Below are 20,065 nucleotides of genomic sequence, written 5' to 3'. Positions count from 1 at the left end.
CTGGCCATTTTTGTCGGCTATTCGACCCAGGGTGTCGAGACAGTAAAAAAGCCCGGGGGCGAACCCCAGGGCTTTTCAAAGGCTTGCGATGGTACCACCTCTCGGGCTCGAACCGAGGACCTCTAGATCCACAATCTAGCGCTCTAACCAACTGAGCTAAGGCGGCTTATCGCGAGGCGTTGTCTTTAGTGGGATCGGTCCGCGCAATCAAGCGCCGATCCAGGCGATTTTAACAGGAAAACGCACTCGGCTCGAACGGCGTCTTCCAACGGAAAACACGCCTGCCCCGAACGAGCGTTTCCCAAAGGAAAACGCCCCGGAGCCGAAACTCCGGGGCGCTTCCTTGTTGTCGCCTTGGTCCAGGTCCTATTGCGGGACTTGGAACACCAGCGGGACCGTCACCTGACCACCGTCGACGGGCGCGCCGTCGAGGGTCTTGGGCTTCATCCGGAACAGACGCGCCAGCTTCAGCGCGGCGTCCCCGAAGCCCATGTCGGCGGGGTTCTCGGACACTATCGAGCAGCCCTCCAGAGTCCCCTTGGCCGTCACGGTGCACGAGATCGTCGCGCGACCGCTGACTTCCATCCGCTGAGCACGGTCCGGATAGTACCGGGCCATGTCGTCCGCGTTGGGCTTGCGGGCCCAATCCGGACGGGTGATCACCGAGGCGCGAGCCGGCGGGTTCGAAGGAACCGGCGGCACGGCGGAGATCACCGGCGGAGCCGTCTGTTCCACCCGCTTTTCGACGGGCGGGATCGGCAGCGGCGGCGGCGGCGTCACGTCCGGCGGCGGAGCCACCGGGGGACGCGGCTGGACCACGGCCGGAGGCGGCGGCGGTTCATTGGTCGGCGGCGGCGGCGGAGGAGGCGGCGGCGGCGGCGGGGGCGGCGGAGGCAGCTCCACGTCCACGGCGTCGTCCGAATACTCCTGCATTACCGCTTCGAACTTCTGCTTCGCCAGATAGGCGAAGAGGAGTGCGTGAACGCCGCAGACCACGACGAGCGCGATACCGAAGGGGCCCATACCCTTCTTGCGACGCGGACCTTCCGAAGTGAGCGGATCGTAGTGGCGATGCTCGGGCGTTTGTTGTTCAGCCATGCAGCACCCCTACCTAGCTATCATCCCGTCCAACGAGAGCCACGCTGTAGAAGCCGTTATCCTGGAGGGTGTTCATCACCTCCATGAAAGCCCCGTAGCGAACCTTCTCGTCGGCCCGGATGAAAATGCGCTCCTTGGTCGGATCGCGACGGCCCATGCCCTTCACAATGTCCTGCCCGATCTCGTCGATCGTGGTCGGATTGTCACCGATGAAGAGCGCTCCCGACTGTTTGATCGAGATGTAGACTGGCTTCGGCGGGTTGGGAGTTGCTTTCGCCACCGCCGCGGGCAGGTTCACTTCGATCGACACGGAGGCCAGCGGAGCGGCCACCATGAAGATGATCAGGAGCACCAGCATGACGTCCACGAAGGGCGTGACGTTGATGTCGCTGTTCTGTTCGACGTTGAACCTGTCGCCCCCACCGCCTGAGAGTTTGGCGGCCATGGGTGTTACGCCCCCTTGTCGAGCTGACGCGAGATGGCGTTCATCAGTTCAGCAACGAAACCTTCCGAGCGGGTGCCGTAACCCGAGATACGGGTCTGGAAGTAGTTGTAGAAGATAACGGCCGGGATAGCGGCGAAGAGACCGATACCGGTGGCGAGCAGGGCTTCAGCGATACCCGGCGCCACGACGGCGAGGTTGGTCGTGTTGGTGTTCGCGATGCCGATGAACGACGTCATGATGCCGTACACCGTACCGAACAGACCGATGAACGGACCGGCCGAACCGACCGAGGCCAGGAACACCATGCCGCCCGACAGACGCTTGGCCAGCGAGGCTTGCACCGCGCTGATGGCGTAGGTGGCGCGAGCCAGCGTCGAGTCACGATGCTCGCCGGCGACGGCCAGACCCGCTTGACGCGACAGTTCGACTTCCTGCGAGGCGGCGGCGGCCATGTCGGCCATCGGGTTGCCTTCGAATTCTTCCGACGAGCTGATGCGCGCGATGTCGGCGATCGAGCGAGCGCCGCGGAAGGCTTCCAGGAACTTGTCCGACTGCTTGTTCAGGCCAGCGAACTCGAAAATCTTGGTGAGCAGCAGAACCCACGAGAAGACCGACGAGAGCAGCAGGCCGATCATGACGACCTTCACGACGGCGCCGGCGGCGAGGAACATGCCGACGGGGGTCAGCGCGCCGTTTTTCTTGCCTTCAGCAGCGGCGACGTCAGCCGGCGGAGCTTCGGGAGCCGGAGCGGCGGCCGGAGCGGCGGCAGCGTCGGCGGGGGCGGCGGCTTCCGAAGTCGCGGGGGCCGGAGCCGCGGCGTCTTGGGCAAAAGCCGGGGCGCTCACCATCAGCGCCACGGCGCCGACGAGAGCGATGAGGGGGGTCTTCCGTTTAATGTCGAGCATCTGTCGCCAGTTCCTGATTGGTCTAGCACGTTTGGACCGAGGGTCGTCGCGCGAGAGCGTCTCCACCCTAACTCTGAATAGCCCACCTGGAGGTCGATTGCTCTCCCAACCTGGCGGACCCGCTTCGCTGCGCTCGACCCGTTACGCCCCTCACGAGGACCAAGCCTCCAGAAGGATCGTTTCGAAGCGCGGGCGACCGAGGCCCTGTTGAGGGCTCCGGTCTTACCGCAATGTTAGAATTGCGGCTGTGGTCCTTTGGCAACCCCTTTTCGCACCGTCAAGGGGCTCGTGTGGGCACAAAATCGTCGTAGACGGCCCACGCACCCGGCCTCCACCGCAGCGCACAAAAGGATTTTCCGGAAATAGGGGCGGTTTTTCCCAGATAACGAGAAAAACCATGCTGCACTGCAGCAAGGCAACAAAACGCTGGTCGATGAAGAAAGGCGCCCGCCGACTTGGCAGATGGGACCTCGGCCCAATGGATCAAAGGCCGCGATGACGAAAGAACGACAACGGGGCCGACCTGCGGCCCACGTGGCGCCAGGCGACCCGGAATGAGGTTTCACGTCCAGAAAAGTGGTGCCTGGGGCCGGAATCGAACCAGCGACACGCGGATTTTCAATCCGCTGCTCTACCAACTGAGCTACCCAGGCATCCGGGCTTTGGCGATCAAAACCGCCTTGGCGACCTCGCCTTGCAGCGAGGAGCCGGGTCTATAAGTGAGGCCGAACGGGAAGTCCAGCGCCCTTTTGTCATTCCCTGTCGATGTCTTCGGACGAGGGATTTGCGGACGGATTCTCGTCGCCGTCCTCCGCGCCGGGGACGACATAGCGGTCGCTCAGCCACCGCTGAAGGTCGACGTCCGAGCAGCGCTTGGAACAGAATGGGCGGAAGGCGGAATCAACCGGCTTGCCGCAGATCGGGCACCCCGTGCTCATGTGGCGGACACCTCCAGACGATCGACCGGCCAGTCGGATCGGGATTCGATGACGAAACGACGGCCCAGGCGCTCGGCCACGCCGGCGTCCAGTTCGGCCGCGAAGGCTTCGGCGACGGCGGTCGCGCAGCGGGCCGTCAGACGCCCGCCGGGATCGGCCCTGCCCTCGCGTTCCAGCGCCCGCGCCAGGCGGCGGGCGACATAGCGGGGATTCGGCGCGCCGCCTTCGGCCAGCAGCCGGTCGAGAATCGGCGGCGCGCGGCGCGGCACGATCATCTCCAGCGTCCCGAACTTGCTGATCGCCCCGACGCCGACGCCGGGATTGTCCGGCGCGAAGGCGTTGCGGGCGGCGGTGGTCAGGGCCTGGCCGTCGTGACCGCGGCCGACCAGGTCGAAGACGACGATGCCGCCCAGGCCCTTCAATCGCAGCACCCGCGCCGCGACGCTCAGCGCCGCCATGTTGGCCTGGCGGGCGGCGCGCTTCGAATCGGTCGCCTCCCGCGCGCCCAGGTCGACGTCGACGGCCGTCAGGGCCCGCGTCGGTTCGACGGCGATGTCACCGCCGCCCGGCAGCGCGAAAACGGTGGTCAGGGCGTCGCTCTCGGCCTCCTCGACGGCGAGCAGGGCCTTGTCGCCGGTGGTGGGCGAGCCAGCCTTCACCAGATGGCGCAGACGGTCCTCGATGGTCGGGGCGGCCTCCAGCACGCGCGGCTCGCCCTGCCCTTCGGCGACGAAGCGGGCCACGGCGGCCTTGCCCAGGCGGGCGGCGGTCTTGATTTCGATCTCGACGAGTCCGCCTTCAACCAGCGGCGGCATGTCGGGGCGTAGCGGCAGAATGGCGTCCTGGCCGCCCGGCAGCTGCACGAAGGCCGAGGCGAAAGCCTTCTCGATCTTCCTGACGCGGGCGACGCCGCGCACGCCCTCGGCGTCCAATGGGTCGTCGCCGGGCCAGGCGACGAACAGGCGCTCGGGCCGGCCGTCCAGGGTCACCACCCCGACCGTCTCGCCGACGCCGGTATAGAGATAGGCTCTGCGTTCACTCATGACTTGGCGCTCATGCGCGATACCCCAGGCCGGAGAGCAGGTTCAGGGTTTCGTACAGCGGCAGGCCCACGACGCTGGGATAGGAGCCCTGCAGGTCGGTGATGAAGCCGCCAGCTAGGCCCTGGACGCCATAGCCGCCGGCCTTGCCCTTCCATTGGCCGCTGGCGACGTAGCCGTAGCGCTCGGCGTCGGACAGGCGCTTGAAGCCGACCCTGGTCTCGACCAGGCGCGAGGCCTCGCGGCCGTCGGGCGCGATCAGGGCCACGCCGGTCAGCACCTTGTGGTTCCGGCCGGACAGCAGTTTCAGACAGTAGAGGACGTCGGCCTCGGTCTCCGCCTTGGGCAGGATGCGGCGACCGACGGCCACCACCGTGTCGGCGGCCAGCACGAAGTCGCCCGGCGCGCGGTCGGCGACGGCGCGCGCCTTCTCCCGCGCCAGGCGCAGGGCGTGGCGGCGCGGGGTCTCGTCGCGCAGCGGGGACTCGTCGATGTCGGCGGGGTCGACCCGGTCGGGCGTAACGCCGACCTGGGCCAGCAGGTCGAGGCGCCGGGGGCTCGCGCTGGCCAGGACCAGCGACGGCTGGGCGGCCATTCGCGATGCCATGGGCGGCCTACTTGAAGCGGTAGGTGATACGGCCCTTGGTCAGGTCGTAGGGGGTCATTTCGACCAGGACCTTGTCGCCGGCCAGCACACGGATGCGGTTCTTGCGCATCTTGCCGGCGGTGTGGGCGATGATCTCGTGGTCGTTTTCCAGCTTCACGCGAAACGTGGCGTTCGGCAGCAATTCGCTGACCGTACCGGGAAACTCGAGCAGTTCTTCCTTAGCCATCAGGCCTCTCAAAGGGACGAATCAGATTGCCGCGAGGGTACGCCTGACGGGGGAGTCAGGACGAGGCCCTTCGCGGCGAGGCGCCTCTATAACGCAATTACCCCCCAAACGTCGATGGCGCGCCGAAACGTCTCTTGATCGCCTCGGCGAGGGCGTCGCGAACCTCGCGATAGGCCTCCAGCCTGGCCTCCCGCGAGCCGTCCACCAGGGTGGGATCGTGGGTCGGCCAGTACTCGATCTCGACCGCCCGATCACGCGACAGCTCGACCGCTCGATGCTGGGCCTCGGGGGTCAGCGAGACGACGACGTCGAAGCTGTCGTCCTCGAGCTGGACGAAGGTCTTGGGCCTGTGATCGGAGACGTCCAGGCCCAGCTCGTCCATGACCACGATCACGAAGGGGTCGACCCCCTCCCCGGCCGGATCGGCCTTCAGCCCGCAGGAATCGACGAACGCCCGCGTGCCGTAGAAGCGCTTGAACAGCCCCTCGGCCATCGGCGAGCGCACGCGGTTGTAGTTGCAGGCGAACAGCACCGCGTCCGGCAGTGAATCCGACACGCGCCCTCAACCCCGCCAGTGCAGCGCGCAGATCAGGGTGAACAGCCGGCGGGCGGTGTCCAGGTCGGTCTTGACCTTGCCGTCCAGGCGCTCGCGCAGCAGGCTCGAGCCTTCGTTGTGCAGGCCGCGCCGGCCCATGTCCAAGGCCTCGATCTGCTGCGGCGTCGAATTGCGGATCGCCGCGTAGTAGCTGTCGCAGATCATGAAGTAGTCCTTGATCACGCCCCGGAACGGCGACAGCGACAGCAGGTGGCGGCGCTCGTAGCGCTCTTCCACGGGTCCCGGCCCGGCGATGTCGAAGGCCAGCCGGTTCTCGATCAGCGACAGCTTGATGTCGTAGGGGCCCGCCTGCGCCTCGACCGGCTCGAAATAGTTGGCGTCCAGCAGATCGAAGATCGCGACCTGACGCTCCTGCTCCTGGTCGCGCGACGCGGCCGCGAGGCTGTCCTCGTCGATCACGATCGACTTGATCCGGTGGCTGGCGCGGTCGTCGGTGCTCATCTGACGCGGGAGGTTCGCGCGTCAGTCGCCAGAAGGCAACCTAATGGACGCCGACAGGGCGTGGGCCGGCAGTCCCTCGGCCGTCGCCAGGGCGACCGTGTGCGGTCCCAGGATGCCGAACGAGGCCGCGTCGCACTTCACGATCGAGGTGCGCTTGATGAAATCGTACAGCGACAGGCCCGACTGGAAGCGCGCCGCGCGGCTGGTCGGCAGCACGTGGTTCGAGCCGGCCACATAGTCGCCGATAGCCTCGGGCGTGACACGCCCAAGGAAGATCGCCCCGGCGTGACGGACGCGGTCCGACAGCCGCTCGGGGTTGTCGATCGCGAACTCGACGTGCTCGGGCGCGATGGCGTCGACCAGGGCCGGGCTCTCGTCCAGCGGGGCGATGATCACCGCGCCGTGGTCGCGCCACGAGGCGGCGGCGTCCTCGCCGGTGGCCAGGGTCTTCAGTCGTTCAATCACGGCGGCCTCGACCGCGGCGGCGAAGGCCTCGTCATCGGTGATCAGGATCGACTGGGCGGCCGGATCGTGCTCGGCCTGGCTCAGCAAGTCGGCGGCGATCCAGTCGGGATTGTTGTCCCGATCGGCGACCACCACGATCTCCGACGGGCCGGCCAGGGCGTCGATGCCGACCACGCCGTAAAGGCGGCGCTTGGCGGCGGTGACATAGGCGTTGCCCGGCCCGACGATCTTGTCGACGGACTGGATGGGCCCCGCCCCATAGGCCAAGGCCGCGACGGCCTGAGCTCCGCCGATACGCCAGATCTCGGTGACGCCGGCTTCCTTGGCGGCGGCCAGCACGGCCGGCTGCAGCTTGCCGGGCGGGGTGACCATGGCGATGCGGTCGACGCCGGCCACCTGGGCGGGCACGGCGTTCATCAGCACGGTCGAAGGATAGGCCGCGCGGCCGCCGGGGACGTAGACGCCCACCGCCTCCAGCGCCGTCCAGCGCCAGCCCAGCTCGACCCCGGCCTCGTCGGTCCAGGCCTGGTCGGCCGGGCGCTGGCGAGCGTGATAGGCGCGGATGCGGGCGGCGGCGAAGGCGATGGCCTCGCGCACGTCGGCGGGGGTGTCGGCGGCGCCCTGCTCGATCTCCTCGGGCGTGACGCGGATGGTCTCGGCGGTCAGCTCGACCTTGTCGAAGCGCCGCGTGTAGTCGAGCACGGCCTCGACGCCGTTGACGCGCACGGCCTCCAGCACGTCGGCCACGGCGGCGTCGACATCGGCCGGCGAGCCGCGGCGCTCATCGAGGAACGCCTTGAAGGCGGCGGCGAAACCAGGATCGGAAAAGGAGAAGCGGCGCATGGGCGCTTAAATGCGGCTTTTGCGCTGGGAGGCAAGTGAGAAAGGCTGCAAGCGCCCCTACGCCCTGCCCCGCATCATCACCCCGTACACCGTCGCCGCGATCGCCAGGCCCACGAACCAGGCATAGGTATAGAGCCCGGTCCAGAACCCGCCCACGCCGCCAAACACATGCGGCGCGGCGGCCGCCAGGAAGCCCGGCAGGTTCGGCAGCAAGCCCAGGACCAGCGCCACGATCGCCGCCGGGTTCCAGCCGCCGCGATAGGCGTAGGCCCCGTCCCGGACATAGAGGTCGTCGACGGCCAGCTCGGCCTTCCGCACCAGCCAGTAGTCGACGATCAGGATGCCGGCGATCGGCCCCAGCAAGGCGCCGTAGCCGACCAGCCAGGTGAAGATGTAGCCCTGGGTGGTCTCCAGCAGCTTCCAGGGCATGATCAGCACGCCGATCCCGGCCGTGATCCAGCCGCCGGTGCGATAGCTGATCTTGCTGGGCCACAGGGCCGAGAAGTCGTAGGCCGGCCCGACCAGATTGGCGGCGATGTTGCAGCACACCGTGTCGAGGCTGATGATCAGCAGGCCCACGACGACCGCGATCCCGCCGATGTCGCCGGCCAGCTGCACCGGATCCCAGATCGCCTTGCCGAACACCAGGGTGGTGGCCGAGGTCGTCACGACGCTGACCAGGGCCAGCAGGCCCATCGGCGCGGGCAGGCCCACCGCCTGGCCGATGATCTGGTCCGACTGGGCCCGGGCGAAGCGCGTGAAATCGGGGATGTTCAGCGCCAGGGTGGCCCAGAACCCGACCATGGCGGTCAGGGCCGGCGCGAAGACGCTCCAGAACTGGCCGGCCTTGGGGCCGCCTTCGACGAAGGCCGAGGGCTGGTGGAAGATCGGCCCCAGGCCGCCGGCCTTGGACACCGCCCACCAGACCATCAGGCCGCAGATCAGAACCTTGATCGGCGCGGTCCAGGTCTCGAGCTTGCGCACCGCCGTCAGCCCCTTGGTGACGAACAACAGCTGGATGGCCCAGAAGGCGAAGAAGGCCAGCAGTTGGCCGGCGCCGATGCCCAGCACCGGCAGCGGCGCGCCCTCCAGCTTCCTGCCGACGATGATCCCCAGCAGGGTCAGCAGGGCTCCGCCGCCGATCCAGGTCTGGATGCCGTACCAGCCGCAGGCGACCACGGCCCGCGCCACCGCCGGGATCCGCGCGCCCTTCCAGCCGAACGAGGCGCGCGCCAGCACCGCGTAGGGCACGCCCCAGCGCGCGCCGGCGTGACCGATCAGCAGCATCGGGACCAGCACGACCAGATTGCCCAGCAGCACGGTCGCTACCGCCTGCCCGGCCGACATGCCCTGCTCGATCAGGCCCGAGGCCAGCATGTAGGCCGGCACGCAGATGACCATGCCCAGCCACAGGGCCGCGAAATGCCGCCAACGCCAGGTGCGTTGCGCCGCGCTGGTCGGGGCCAGGTCCTCGTTCCACAGATCGCTGTCGGGGGCGCGCATGCGGCTCTCCGCGTGGGCGCGTTGAAATCGCGACGCGCGCCGGCCCCCGCCTCGACGCGGAGGGAGCTTAGGTGGGGTTGGGGGGACGGAGCAAGGTGGCGGAACGGCGTTCGGTTTGACCGCCATGAAAGACGTCCCCTTCTCCCTTGCGGGAGAGGGAGAAGGTTCTCTAACCCAGCGCCGCGTAGGCCAAGGTCGCCAGTCCGGCGAAGAACACCACGCACAGCGCCACCAGCGTCGCGCGGCCCCAGTCGAAACAGGGTCCGCCGTGGCGCAGGACCGGCGGTTCGGGCTTGGTGATGTCGCACGCACGGAAGAAAACCGACTGGGTTTCCCCAGTCGCATAGGCTGTCCTTCTGGCCATGCTGGCCTCCCTGACAAGCTCGCGCCTCTGACGGGTGCGTGACGTCAGGCTAGCACCGCTCGCGCCTCAGGCGAATTGGCCGGCCGATCACTAGCGCGTGGGACGAATCCTGAGCGGCGCGTCTGCTCGCCGAAAGATCAGAAAAAAGGCGCCGCCCACGAAATGGGCAGGCGCCTGAATTCACGGTCCGCGCGTGGACCTTAGTCCGCGTGCCCCGGGGTCCGAGGCGTCGCCCAAGGTTCGGAAACGTCGGCCAGGGCCACGTCTAGGCAATCGACCGACAGCCGCAGGTCGCCGCCGCCCGCGAAGGTCAGGGTGACCACGCCGGCCGGGGCCTCCTCCGCCGGCTCGAAGCCGATCGACAGCAGCTCCACGATCGCGCCCTTGGCGTCGCGGCGCAGGTTGCGCGCCTGGACCCCGGCGACGTCGCCGAACTGCAGGGCCGAACGCACGCGCTCGCCTTGCTTGCCGCTCTTCTTGCCGGCCGGGGTTTCCCAGCGGAAGCGGTTGCAGGCCAGGGTCAGCGTCCGCCCCTGGGCGTCCCAGCGGATGTCGCCGATCTTGGCCACGGCGTCCTGCAAGGCGGCCGACAGCACGGCCAGGTCCTCGGCGTCCTGGGCCAGCAGCCGCAGCGGTTTTGCCGTCTCGGCCATGCTCACAGCTCCGCCTCGCCGTCGCCGGTGATGCGACGGACCTGGGCCCCACAGGCGCCCAGCTTCTCTTCGAGACGCTCGAAGCCGCGATCCAGGTGATAGATGCGGCTGACCGTGGTCTCGCCCCGCGCGACGAGGCCGGCGATCACCAGGCTGACCGAGGCGCGCAGGTCGGTGGCCATCACCTCGGCGCCTTCCAGCTGAGTGACGCCGCGCACGCGGGCCTCGCCGCCGGAGACCGAGATGTCGGCCCCCAGGCGCATCAGCTCGGGCGCGTGCATGAAGCGGTTCTCGAAGATGGTCTCGCGGATCCGGCTCTCGCCGTTGGCGGTGGTCATCAGGGCCATGAACTGCGCCTGCAGGTCGGTGGCGAAGCCCGGGAACGGCTGGGTCTCGATGTCGACCGCGTTCAGGCGGTCGCCGTTGCGGCGGATGATGCAGCCGTCGGCGGTGTGCTCGACACCGGCGCCGGCCTCTTCCAGCTTGACCAGCAGGCTGTCGATCAGGCCAGGGCGGGCGTTGGTCAGGCGGACTTCTCCGCCGGCCATGGCGGCCGCGACCGCATAGGTGCCCATCTCGATCCGGTCGGGGATCACCGCGTGGGTCGCGCCCTTCAGCCGGGCGACGCCGGTGATGGTGACCGTCGGAGTTCCCGCGCCCTCGACCTTGGCGCCCATGGCGTTCAGGCACTCCTGCAGGTCGACCAGTTCCGGCTCGCAGGCGGCGTTGTGGATCACGGTGACGCCGTCGGCCAGCACGGCGGCCAGCATGGCGTGCTCGGTGGCGCCCACCGAGACGAACGGGAAGGTGATCTCCGCGCCCTTCAGGCCACGCGGGGCCTGGGCGTAGACATAGCCCTCGTGCAGGTCGATCTTGGCGCCCAGGGCCTCCAGGGCCTGCAGGTGCAGGTCCACGGGGCGCGCGCCGATGGTGCAGCCGCCGGGCAGCGAGACCTTGGCCTGGCCCGAGCGGGCGACCAGCGGACCCAGCACGTTGAACGAGGCGCGCATCTGGCGGACCAGGTCGTAGGGCGCGAAGCCGCTGGTGATCTCCGGCGCGTGGAGAACCGTCTCCTGGCCGTCGGCGCCGTCGGCTTCGGTGACGCTGACGCCCAGACGGCTCAGCAGCTTGCCCAGGAACCGGGTGTCGGCCAGGCGCGGCATGTTCGTCAGGCGCAGCGGCTCGTCGGTGAGCAGGCTGGCCGCCATCAGCTTGATGGCCGAGTTCTTGGCGCCGCTGACCGGGATCGTCCCGTTCAACCGCGCGCCGCCGGTGATGGCGATGCGATCCATTCAGGTCCCTCGAACGCGCGGGGGTGGGGGTCGCCGCGCGGCTCACATGTGAGGGGCGGGTTCTATCCGTTGCAAGAGGGGTTGCAAGGCCCTCCCCATCTTAAGTGGCCGCTAAATCGGCGCCGACAGATCGTAAGGCCGCTCGTCGTCGGGCCAGCGCAGGTCGTGGGTCGTGCTGGCCAGGTCGAGGGCCACCTGGGCCAGGTCGATCGCCTTGCGGATCGCCGCCAGCCCGTCGGGGCCGAAAGCCGCCTTGCCGCCTTCGGTGTCGAACGGCCCGCCGCCGCCGGTCAGCCGCACGGCCGCCGCCCAGCCCTGCCCGTCCGGATTCGGGAACGGCGCGGAAAGCTCGACCACGAGATCGACCCGGCTCCCGTCCCGGTGATTTATCCCCAGCAGTTTTCGGACGACGCTATAGGGCCGCGGCGCGGCGCGAACGGCCTCGACGGCGGCGTCGGAATCGCCGGAGGCGCCGCGCGCCGCGGCTTTCCGCTTGCGGAGATTGGTTCTGAGGGCCTCGGCGAGCTTGGCCTCGCGGATCGATTTGTCGTCGCTGATCGGCATGCGCCCGGGGTGCGGCGTCAAAGATCGTCGGTCAAGGCGATTTAGGGCTTTGCATCCGCGATTCTCCTCGCTATACGCCCCTCCTCTTCGCCGCGGTAGCTCAGTGGTAGAGCGCATCCTTGGTAAGGCTGAGGTCCAGGGTTCGAGTCCCTGTCGTGGCACCATCGGGGCCCAAAGCAGTTCAAGCTTTGGGCCCCGACCATTTTCCCCCTGAAATCGCTGACGTTATTTCGCTTCGGCGAACGCGCACGCGCTTGGCGACGGCCAAGCCTTCGCCCTAGCGCGAAAAGCGATACTCGCCGGCGCCGACCTCCAGGATCAGCCGGTCGCCGGTCGAATCCAGGACGCCGACGTCGGCGCGCCCGCGTAACGCTCGACCGCCCTCCCGCCAGTCACCCGCGGCGGGCAGCCAGACCTCGGCCTTGGCGTTCGGCGGCACGGTCAGCGCCAATCCCGTCAAGCCGCGAGTGTCGCCGCTCACCTCGGTGGCGATCAGGCCGAGACAGGAGCGGTACGAGGCCTTGACCCCGCCGACCTGGGGCAGGAACAACGGATCGACCTTGATCCGCCGGAAGCCCGGGCTGGCCGGCGCGATCCCGGCCAGGCGGCGGTAGTAGAAGCCGCACACCGCGCCGTAGGCGTAGTGGTTGAAGCTGTTCATCGCCAGGTCGCCGGTGTCGCCGTTCCACCGCTCCCACATCGTCGTGGCGCCCTTGATCGGCATGTAGCCCCACGAGGGGTAGCCGGTCTGCAGCAGCAGGCCCGCGACGACGTCGTGGTGGCCCGCGTCGGCCAGAATATCCAGCAGGTAGGGCGTGCCCAGGAAGCCGGTCGACAGCTTCATGCCGCGCCGCTTGATGTCGTCGGCCAGCACCCGGGCCGAGCGCGCCCTGTGTTCGTCGGGCGCCAGGCCGAAGCGCAGGGCCAGGATCTGGCTGGTCTGGCTGCCGTTGCCGGCCGCGCCGTCTGCGCGCATCAGGTTGGCGGCGAAGGCGGTCTTTATATGGGCGAACAGCTCGCGATAGCGGGCGGCCTCGTCGGCGCGGCCGGTCGCCGCCGCCATCTCGGCCATGATCGTCGCGCAGTGACCCCAATAGGCGGTGGCGCACAGCACGCGCGGCGTCGTCTCGTCGGCTGGATTGACCGCGTCGACCGAGAGCCAGTCGCCCAGGTCGCAGCCTCGGCCGTTCCGCCAGAGGAAGTCCGGGTTGCGCGAGGACAGATAGTCCATCCAGCGGGTCATCGCCGACCAGTTCTCGTCGATCACGGCGGTGTCGCCGTAGCGGTTCCAGAGGGTCCAGGGCAGGATCACCCCGGCCTCGGACCAGCCGGCCGTGACGGTCTCGCCGAACCAGAGCGGCGCCGGCGTCACGATGGGATAGGCGCCAGCCGGGCTCTGGGCGGCGCGGACCTCGGCCAGGTAGCGGCGGACGAAGGCGTCGACGTCCATGTTGAAGGCGGCCGCGTCGAGGAACACCTGGATGTCGCCCATCCAGCCCATCCGCTCGTCGCGCTGCGGGCAGTCGGTGGGCACGCCGAAGAAGTTCGACCGCTGGCTCCAGAGCGCGTTTCGCCAAACCTTCTGCAGCAGGGCGTTGTCCAGCGTCATCTCGCCGGTCGGCGCGCAGTCGCTGAAGACCACGACGCCCACGATGTCGGCCGCCGTAGGCTTGCCCGGATAGCCCTCGACCTGGACGTAGCGGAAGCCGTGATAGGTGAAATGCGGCGCGTAGACCTCGCCGCCGGCGTCCCCGCGCAGGGTGTAGACGTCGCGGGCCAGCGCCTCGCGCAGGTTGGCCTGATCGACCTCGCCCGACGGCTTTAGATATTCGCCGAACCGCATCGTCACCGAGCGCCCGGCCTCGCCGCGCGCCTTCAGCCGGACATGGCCGGCGAAGTTCTGGCCGAAGTCGAACACGAAGACGCCCGGTCGCGGTTCGGCGATCGTCTCCGCCATCCGCGTCATCTGGGACTTCAGCCGGGGGCTGGTCTGGGGAACGAGACGGCCGCGCGGCGCTTCGCCGACCTGGGCGACCGCCCAGCCGTCGGCGTCGAATCCCGGCAGGTCCCAACCCCGGATCTTCAGCCGGGCGTCGTAGACCTCGCCGTCATAGATCTCGGACCGCAGGATCGGCGACGGCGCCACGCGCCAGCCGGGCCCGGTCAGCACCCAGTCATGCCCGCCGTCGGCATAGTCCAGCCGCAGCTGCATCATCAGCCGACGCGGCGGCGGTCCCAGGCTGTAGCGCTGATTGTTCCAGGTGAAGGCGCTGGCGTAGAAGCCGTCCCCGACCAAGGCGCAAAGGCTGTTGAGACCGTCGCCGATCAGGTCGCCGACGTCGTAGACCTGGTAGAAGAGATGGTCTTCGGCGACGCTGATTTCGGGCGCCAGTCGGGCTTCGCCCACCGGCCGCCCGTTGATCGACGCTTCATAGGCGCCCAGAGCCGTGGCGTAGAGCCGGGCGCTGACGACGCGCTGGCTTGGCGTGAAGGTGGTGCGCAGCTGCAGGGCCGCCTCGGCGGGCAGCGGGACGCTCTTGGTGCGGTCGTTGACGACCCGCGCCGTCGTCCATCCCGTCGGCTCGAAGTCGGGTTCGGTCCAGGTCGAGGGCGGCTTGGTCGTCCCCTTCCAATTGGACCCGCTGGCGATCCGCTGGACCGTGCCGTCGGCGAGATATAGCCGGATCAGGCTGGCCACCGCCCCGCCCGTCGGCTCGAAGAAGCCCCACCGATCCTGCGTGACCAGCAGGCAGAGCGAGTTCTTCCCCGGCCGAACCTCCATGGGGACTGGCCGCAGGACGCCCCAGCTGGGATTGAGCGGTTGGCGCCAGGGGACCGCCCGGCCATTGGCCCAGACGGCGCGCAGTCCGTCCTTGGCCGTCACTAGCACCTCGGCCCGCACCAGGGTCGGCGGAGCCTCGAAATCCAATCGGAAGGCGTGGGGCTGGTCGTCGAGGGCTTCGCCGGCCCAGACCCAGTCGACGCCCGCGGCGCGGTCGGCCGCCGCGAATGGATCCTCGGCTGCCAGCCACTGGCCGCGCCAGTCGCGCGGATCCGTCAGGCCAGCCTCGAACCAGGCGGGTTTGGAGGCCAGGACGCGGCCGTGGTTGTCATGGGCCTCGACGGTCCACCAGACCCGCTGCTGGGAGCGCAGGTCGGGCCCGCCGAAGGGGATATCCAGGCAGGCGTCGGAGCGGACCCAGCCGCTGTCCCAAAGATCGGCCCTCCCCGCCGCCACCTCGTCTCGCCTGGATCCGGCCCGGACTCGATAGGCGACCTGGGCCAGGCCCCGCTCCGGGCCCGTCATCCGCCAGGACAGCCGGGGCTTGGCGACGGCCGTTCCGAGCAGGTCGGTGGTGTTCTCCGCCCGCAGATCGACGACGGCGGGCTTGGCCGGGGCCGGTCGCGCGGACGCGGCTGTCGCCACGCCCGAGCTCGCGACCGCGAGGCTGGACGCCGCGAAAAACCGGCGGCGGTTCATGGATGGCATGCGGCGATCCAGACTGGTGGTGAAGAGGCCGGCGGCTGAACCGCCGGCCTCTCATGCGTCATTCGCCGAAGCGGAAGCGCAGGCCCAGGCCGTAGTACCGGCCCTCGTAGCGGACATCGACCGGATAGGCCCGGTTGGTCTCGTAGTTGTTGTAGTTCTCGAACGGCTTGGCCAGCAGGTTCGAGACATCGGCGCTGACGGTCAGGTGCTTGGAGACGTCATAGCTCAACGAGGCGTCCAGGCGGGAGACCGCCCTGATGCCCACGCCGGTGTACTGCGAGCCATCGGCGGCCTGGCGGTAGTAGTTCACCCAGGGCGAGCGGCGATTGTACGAAATCCGCCCCGTCAGGCCATTGCGCTCATAGAACACCGCGGCGTTGTACGTCCACTTGGACAGGCCCGTGATGCGGACATAGGCGGCGTCTCCGCCGAGCGTCCTGGGGAATTGGTTCTTGCCGTCGACATAGGTGACGTTCCCCTGAACGCCGAAGCCCTTCAGCGACTCCGGCAGGAAATCCAGGAAGGTCTGGGCGTTGATCTCGAAGCCCTTGATCTTGCCCGCGCCGGAATTTTCCGGACGGTTGATCTCGATCAGCCCGTAGACGGGATCCTGGATGCGCCGGGTGTAGTTGCTCGTGAAGCCGAAGAGGTCGCGATAGAAGCCCGCGACCGAGATGCTGCCCGTGCTCGAGAAATAGTACTCGGCGCTGACGTCGTAGTTGTTGGACGTGAGCGGAAGCAGATCGGGATTGCCGCCCGAGCCATAGGCATTCGGCTGCACGGGTGCGTTGGGGTCGATGGGCTGCGTCGGGTCTCGAACCACCTGCGAGACGTTCAGAGCCGGGTTGAGCGCGCCGAAATCGACGCGGGTGCGGGTCTGGGTGTAGCCCAGGCGCAGCTGCAGCTTGTCGGTCGGCCGGATCCGCATGCTGACGTTCGGCAGCACGTCGGTGTAGTTCTGCCGGATGGTCCGCGGGATCAGGGTGGTGACGCCGTTGGCGGAGACGCGCGACGTGCCGGAATATTCGCCGAGGGTCTGGACGACGCGGACGCCGATCACGCCGTCGACCGCGACCGATCCCAGATCGAAGTTGTACTTGGCCTGGGCGTACTCGGCGTAGCTTTGCTCGGTGGCGCTGAAGGCGCCGCCCTGGTCCAGCGGCACGTCCGGGCTGCCGAAGGCCTTCAACGTGTCCTTGTAGCCCTGATCGGTGGGGTTCAGCGCCACCAGCTGCTGCAGGGCCGCGACCGACCGCTGCAGCAGGCCCGCGGTGTTGCCGGCGATGCCGTCACGCGTCGGCATCAGATACTGGGTAAAGCCCTGCGAATTGCCGCGGAACGGATCCTCGACCATCTGCAGTTGGCCGACGGGGAGCCCGGCCAGCGGGAGCTTGAGCGGGAGCACCCACGCGTAGCGCGAGCCCTGGATCAGCGAGGCGTCCCGATCGGTGTAGCGCAGCCCGAACTTGATCTCCGGGAGCCACGAGGCGCCGGTGTCGAACACCGCGTCGCCGCGCCATTGGACGCCGCTGCCCTTGGCGATGTAGTGCCGCTCGTAATAGCCGCGCCAGAGGTAGTTCGCCGGGTTCGAGGCGTCGAAGCCGGTGAGGTCGAACGCCGCGCCGTCCTTCTCGTTGAACTTGACGACGACGGTCGGCGGCGAGGCGAAGGCGCTGTCGAGGCTCCAGTTGCGGGCCTCGTATTCGCTATCCTCGTAGGCCAGATCGGTGGACAGGGTCAGGCGATCGCCGCGCCAAGTCGCGCCGAACGCGCCCTGGTAGGTGTTGGTGTGGTCAGCGCCGGTCGAGCGATAGGCCTGGGGCGCGACGCCGCCGGTCTTGGTGAAGCCCGCCGCCTGGTCGGTCGTCCCCGGAACCAGCGTGACGTTCGTCAGCGTCGGGTCCTGCCTGACGGTCGAATCCCAGTCGCGCAGATTGACGTCGAGGTTGTCGGTGGCCTGCCGGCCGCGATAGCCCTGGTAGATGCCGTCGAAATAGATCTCCAGCTTGTCGGTCGGCCGCCACTGAATGGCGACGTTTCCGGACGGGCGGTAGCGCTTGCCGCCGTCGTTGTAGAGGCCGACGGAATACGGATAGCGGAAGTTGTGGCCCACGCTGGCCGGCGAGACGCTGGAGGCGGGGCTGACCGTGGCGATGCCCTGGTTGTTGTACCGCACGCCGTTACGGTACTGCGACTGGGCGTAGGTGGCGTTGGCCAGGATGCCGATCTCGCCGATCGGCGTGTCCCAGCGGTCCGAAACCAGGATGTTGCCGTTGGGGTCGCGCTTCTTGGTCTGGTCGTTGTAGGTGCCGCGGACGCCGCCGCCGACAAACCAGTCCTTGAAGTCGAACGGACGGCGGGTGCGGACATTGATCAGGCCGGCCAGGCCAGGCTCGACGATGTCGGCCGTCCCGGACTTGTAGACCTCGATCCCCGCTAGGGCCTGGGCCGGGAAGTCCTGCAGCTGCACGCGGCGCAGCTCGGCCGTGAAGATTTCGCGGCCGTTGTAGGTGGTGGCCACGTCCGGCAGGCCGCGGATGAGGACGCGGTTGGCCTCGTCGCTGAACCGCTCGACCTGGACGCCGGCGAGGCGCGCCAGGGTTTCGGCGGCGGTGTTGTCGGGAAGCTTGCCGATGTCTTCGGCCACGACCGCGTCGAGGATGGCGTCGGAGTTGCGCTTGATCTGCTGCGCCGAGCGCAGGCTTTGCCGCAGGCCGGTCACGACGACCTCGGTCACGGCCGAGTCGTTCGTCGCGGCGGCCGTCCTGGCCGGAGCCGACTTGTCGGACAAGACCTGTCCGGCGGGCGTCGTCTGCGCCACGGCGGGCAAGGCCAACAGCGCCATCGGCGCGACCGACAGCATAAACGCAAGGCGTTTCATAATTTCCTCCCAGTATCCCGCGCGAGGCGTTCTCCTCGCGACCATCTTTTGTCCGACTAGACGTGCCCTCGTCAGCGCCGATCGTCAATAGAATTGATATTATTAATCAGCATTGGGTTCGAATGGATTTTCGATGGCCTTCTTGGCGCTGCCGTTGGGCGAATCCGCTGGCCCAGGCTCCGCGCGCACTTCGTCCTTTTGTCCTACATTAAGACGAATCGCTCTTACGGCGCCGCTGCCCGCCTGAGCCACGTCGGCTCCGCCATCTCGGCACCGATCTTATACTCAGACAAATTTGACGCTCGCGAAGAAAATGGAGAGGGCAATCGCGGAGCGGTGAGGGCCAGCGCTAGATCCCGCGTAGCCTACTAGGCAACCGCAGCTCGACAGGACCCCTCATGGCCTTCCGCGCCTTTCTCCTGACCGCCGTCCTTTCGGCCTCGGCCCTGACCGCCGGCGAGGCCAGCGCCCACGCCAAGCTCGTGGCGTCCAACCCCGCCGCCAACGCCACCGTGGCCGCGCCGACGGCGATCCGCCTGACCTTCAACGAGAAGCTCGCCCCGGCGTTCTCGACCTTCGCGCTGACCACCGCCGACGGCAGGACGACGCCGGTGAAGACGTCGATTTCCCAGGACCGCAAGGTCATCACCGGCGTTCTCAAGGGCCGGTTGGCGTCCGGCGCCTACAAGATCAGCTGGCGCGCGACGGCGGCCGACGACGGCCATCGGATGGACGGCGTCGTCGCTTTCACGGTGAAATAGGCGATGGAGACCGGGGTCGTCCTGCTGCGATGGGCGCAGTACGCGGCGAGCTTCGTCCTGATGGGCGGAGCGCTGTTCGCGATCTACGCGCTGCCGGCCAGCGGCCCCGCCAGCGCCGGGACTCTGGAATGGCCCCGCCGGCTGCTCGGCTGGGTCGCCGCCATGCTCGGTCTCGCGAGCATCGCGGGCCTGCTGCTGCAAACCGCGGTCGTCGCCGGCTCCCCGGGCGCGGCGTTTGACCCGTCCATCCTCGTCTCGGTGCTGACCGAGATGGCCATGGGCGCGGCGTCGCTGGTCCGCGCCTTGGCGGCCGCTCTGGCCTTCGTTCTCCTGCTCGCTGTTCGACCGGGTCGCGGCGTCTGGGTCGGCGCGGCGTCCCTCGGCGCGGTGGCGACGGCCAGCATGGCCTGGATGGGTCACGGCGCGGCGACCGAAGGCGCGGCCGGCGGCCTTCACCTGTTGGCGGACATCGTCCACCTGGCGGCCGCGGCGGTCTGGATCGGGGCCCTCGCCTTCTTCGTCATCCTCGCCGGCGATGCGCGGCTTAGCGAGAACCGCCGCGCGGCCTTCCACGCCGCGCTGGCGGGTTTCTCGGGCCTGGGCTCGGGCGTGGTCGCCGCCCTGGCCGCCAGCGGCCTGGTCAACGGCTGGTTCCTGGTCGGTCCGTCAGGTTGGACGGGACTGGTGGAGACGTCCTATGGCCGCCTACTGATCCTCAAGCTTGTCCTGTTCGCCGCCATGGTCGCCCTGGCCGCCGCCAACCGCTTTCGGCTGACGCCCGCGCTCCGGGCGGCGCTCACGGACCCCGCCGAAGCGGGCGCGGCGATCGACGCGCTGCGCCGCAGCCTGTTGCTGGAGTTCGGCGCGGGCCTGGCGGTGCTGGGCCTGGCAGCCTGGCTGGGCCGCCTGGCCCCGATCACCGCCCAGTAGCTC

Annotated in this window: 19 protein-coding genes and 3 tRNA genes; 3 read left to right on the top strand and 19 right to left on the bottom strand. The window is 68.6% G+C overall.

The window, feature by feature from the left end; genetic code table 11:
* Positions 1-89: 89 nt before the first annotated feature.
* From ASC70_RS10570 to ASC70_RS10490, 17 genes are all read right to left on the bottom strand, one after another.
* A tRNA-His gene (locus ASC70_RS10570) sits at positions 90-166 on the bottom strand.
* Between the two features lie 200 nt (positions 167-366).
* The gene (locus ASC70_RS10565) at positions 367-1,098 is read right to left on the bottom strand and encodes an energy transducer TonB (RefSeq protein ID WP_047409222.1); all 732 of its coding nucleotides are present in this window, start codon (positions 1,096-1,098) and stop codon (positions 367-369) included.
* Positions 1,099-1,111: 13 nt separating this feature from the next.
* Positions 1,112-1,543 carry a biopolymer transporter ExbD gene (locus ASC70_RS10560; protein WP_047409226.1) on the bottom strand — a complete coding sequence of 144 codons (432 nt, stop codon included), beginning with the start codon at positions 1,541-1,543 and terminating at the stop codon, positions 1,112-1,114.
* A 5-nt stretch (positions 1,544-1,548) separates the two neighbouring features.
* A complete protein-coding gene (locus tag ASC70_RS10555) occupies positions 1,549-2,448 on the bottom strand; it encodes a MotA/TolQ/ExbB proton channel family protein (RefSeq protein ID WP_047409228.1) in 900 nt (299 codons plus the stop codon).
* Between the two features lie 577 nt (positions 2,449-3,025).
* Positions 3,026-3,101, bottom strand: a tRNA-Phe gene (locus ASC70_RS10550).
* Positions 3,102-3,200: 99 nt separating this feature from the next.
* Positions 3,201-3,386, bottom strand: coding sequence for a DNA gyrase inhibitor YacG (locus ASC70_RS10545; RefSeq protein ID WP_056049807.1), 186 nt, complete (start codon positions 3,384-3,386; stop codon positions 3,201-3,203).
* Positions 3,383-4,429 (bottom strand): ribonuclease E/G, encoded by a 1,047-nt coding sequence (locus tag ASC70_RS10540; RefSeq protein WP_056049804.1) that lies wholly within the window; start codon positions 4,427-4,429, stop codon positions 3,383-3,385. The genes ASC70_RS10545 and ASC70_RS10540 overlap by 4 nt, the downstream gene beginning before the upstream one ends.
* Positions 4,430-4,439: 10 nt before the next feature.
* The gene (locus ASC70_RS10535) at positions 4,440-5,033 is read right to left on the bottom strand and encodes a nucleoside triphosphate pyrophosphatase (RefSeq protein WP_162247206.1); all 594 of its coding nucleotides are present in this window, start codon (positions 5,031-5,033) and stop codon (positions 4,440-4,442) included.
* Positions 5,034-5,040: 7 nt separating this feature from the next.
* Positions 5,041-5,259 (bottom strand): translation initiation factor IF-1, encoded by a 219-nt coding sequence (gene infA, locus ASC70_RS10530; RefSeq protein ID WP_004617696.1) that lies wholly within the window; start codon positions 5,257-5,259, stop codon positions 5,041-5,043.
* A 97-nt stretch (positions 5,260-5,356) separates the two neighbouring features.
* On the bottom strand, positions 5,357-5,815 hold the full coding sequence (locus ASC70_RS10525) for a low molecular weight phosphatase family protein (protein ID WP_082539602.1): 459 nt from the start codon (positions 5,813-5,815) through the stop codon (positions 5,357-5,359).
* A 6-nt stretch (positions 5,816-5,821) separates the two neighbouring features.
* Positions 5,822-6,316, bottom strand: coding sequence for a UPF0262 family protein (locus ASC70_RS10520; RefSeq protein WP_056049784.1), 495 nt, complete (start codon positions 6,314-6,316; stop codon positions 5,822-5,824).
* A 21-nt stretch (positions 6,317-6,337) separates the two neighbouring features.
* The gene (hisD, locus tag ASC70_RS10515) at positions 6,338-7,624 is read right to left on the bottom strand and encodes a histidinol dehydrogenase (RefSeq protein WP_056049781.1); all 1,287 of its coding nucleotides are present in this window, start codon (positions 7,622-7,624) and stop codon (positions 6,338-6,340) included.
* A gap of 57 nt (positions 7,625-7,681) precedes the next feature.
* Positions 7,682-9,127, bottom strand: a complete 1,446-nt coding sequence (locus ASC70_RS10510; RefSeq protein WP_056049778.1) for an NCS1 family nucleobase:cation symporter-1 — start codon at positions 9,125-9,127, stop codon at positions 7,682-7,684.
* Between the two features lie 169 nt (positions 9,128-9,296).
* Positions 9,297-9,491, bottom strand: coding sequence for a hypothetical protein (locus tag ASC70_RS10505; RefSeq protein ID WP_047409269.1), 195 nt, complete (start codon positions 9,489-9,491; stop codon positions 9,297-9,299).
* A 200-nt stretch (positions 9,492-9,691) separates the two neighbouring features.
* Positions 9,692-10,144, bottom strand: coding sequence for a DUF2948 family protein (locus ASC70_RS10500; RefSeq protein ID WP_056049776.1), 453 nt, complete (start codon positions 10,142-10,144; stop codon positions 9,692-9,694).
* Positions 10,145-10,146: 2 nt separating this feature from the next.
* On the bottom strand, positions 10,147-11,436 hold the full coding sequence (gene murA / locus ASC70_RS10495; protein WP_047409273.1) for a UDP-N-acetylglucosamine 1-carboxyvinyltransferase: 1,290 nt from the start codon (positions 11,434-11,436) through the stop codon (positions 10,147-10,149).
* 111 nt (positions 11,437-11,547) lie between these two features.
* The gene (locus tag ASC70_RS10490) at positions 11,548-12,000 is read right to left on the bottom strand and encodes a hypothetical protein (protein WP_056049774.1); all 453 of its coding nucleotides are present in this window, start codon (positions 11,998-12,000) and stop codon (positions 11,548-11,550) included.
* 89 nt (positions 12,001-12,089) lie between these two features.
* On the opposite strand from ASC70_RS10490, the gene ASC70_RS10485 reads away from it, so the two are divergent.
* Positions 12,090-12,164: transfer RNA gene (locus ASC70_RS10485), tRNA-Thr, on the top strand.
* A gap of 113 nt (positions 12,165-12,277) precedes the next feature.
* Here the strand turns inward: ASC70_RS10485 and ASC70_RS10480 are convergent.
* The gene (locus tag ASC70_RS10480) at positions 12,278-15,490 is read right to left on the bottom strand and encodes an alpha-L-rhamnosidase (protein WP_156396179.1); all 3,213 of its coding nucleotides are present in this window, start codon (positions 15,488-15,490) and stop codon (positions 12,278-12,280) included.
* A gap of 58 nt (positions 15,491-15,548) precedes the next feature.
* A complete protein-coding gene (locus ASC70_RS10475) occupies positions 15,549-18,371 on the bottom strand; it encodes a TonB-dependent receptor (RefSeq protein ID WP_056049767.1) in 2,823 nt (940 codons plus the stop codon).
* A gap of 398 nt (positions 18,372-18,769) precedes the next feature.
* On the opposite strand from ASC70_RS10475, the gene copC reads away from it, so the two are divergent.
* Both copC and copD read left to right on the top strand, forming a co-directional pair.
* A complete protein-coding gene (gene copC / locus ASC70_RS10470) occupies positions 18,770-19,132 on the top strand; it encodes a copper homeostasis periplasmic binding protein CopC (RefSeq protein ID WP_056049765.1) in 363 nt (120 codons plus the stop codon).
* Positions 19,133-19,135: 3 nt separating this feature from the next.
* Entirely contained in the window at positions 19,136-20,062 is a 927-nt protein-coding gene (gene copD / locus ASC70_RS10465; RefSeq protein ID WP_056049762.1) for a copper homeostasis membrane protein CopD, read from the top strand.
* Positions 20,063-20,065 lie beyond the last annotated feature (3 nt).

Origin of the sequence: Caulobacter sp. Root343, assembly GCF_001425745.1 — a bacterium.
GTDB lineage: Bacteria > Pseudomonadota > Alphaproteobacteria > Caulobacterales > Caulobacteraceae > Caulobacter.
Note: the sequence above shows the minus strand (reverse complement) of the source record. Positions and strands in the feature narration are given on the sequence as shown.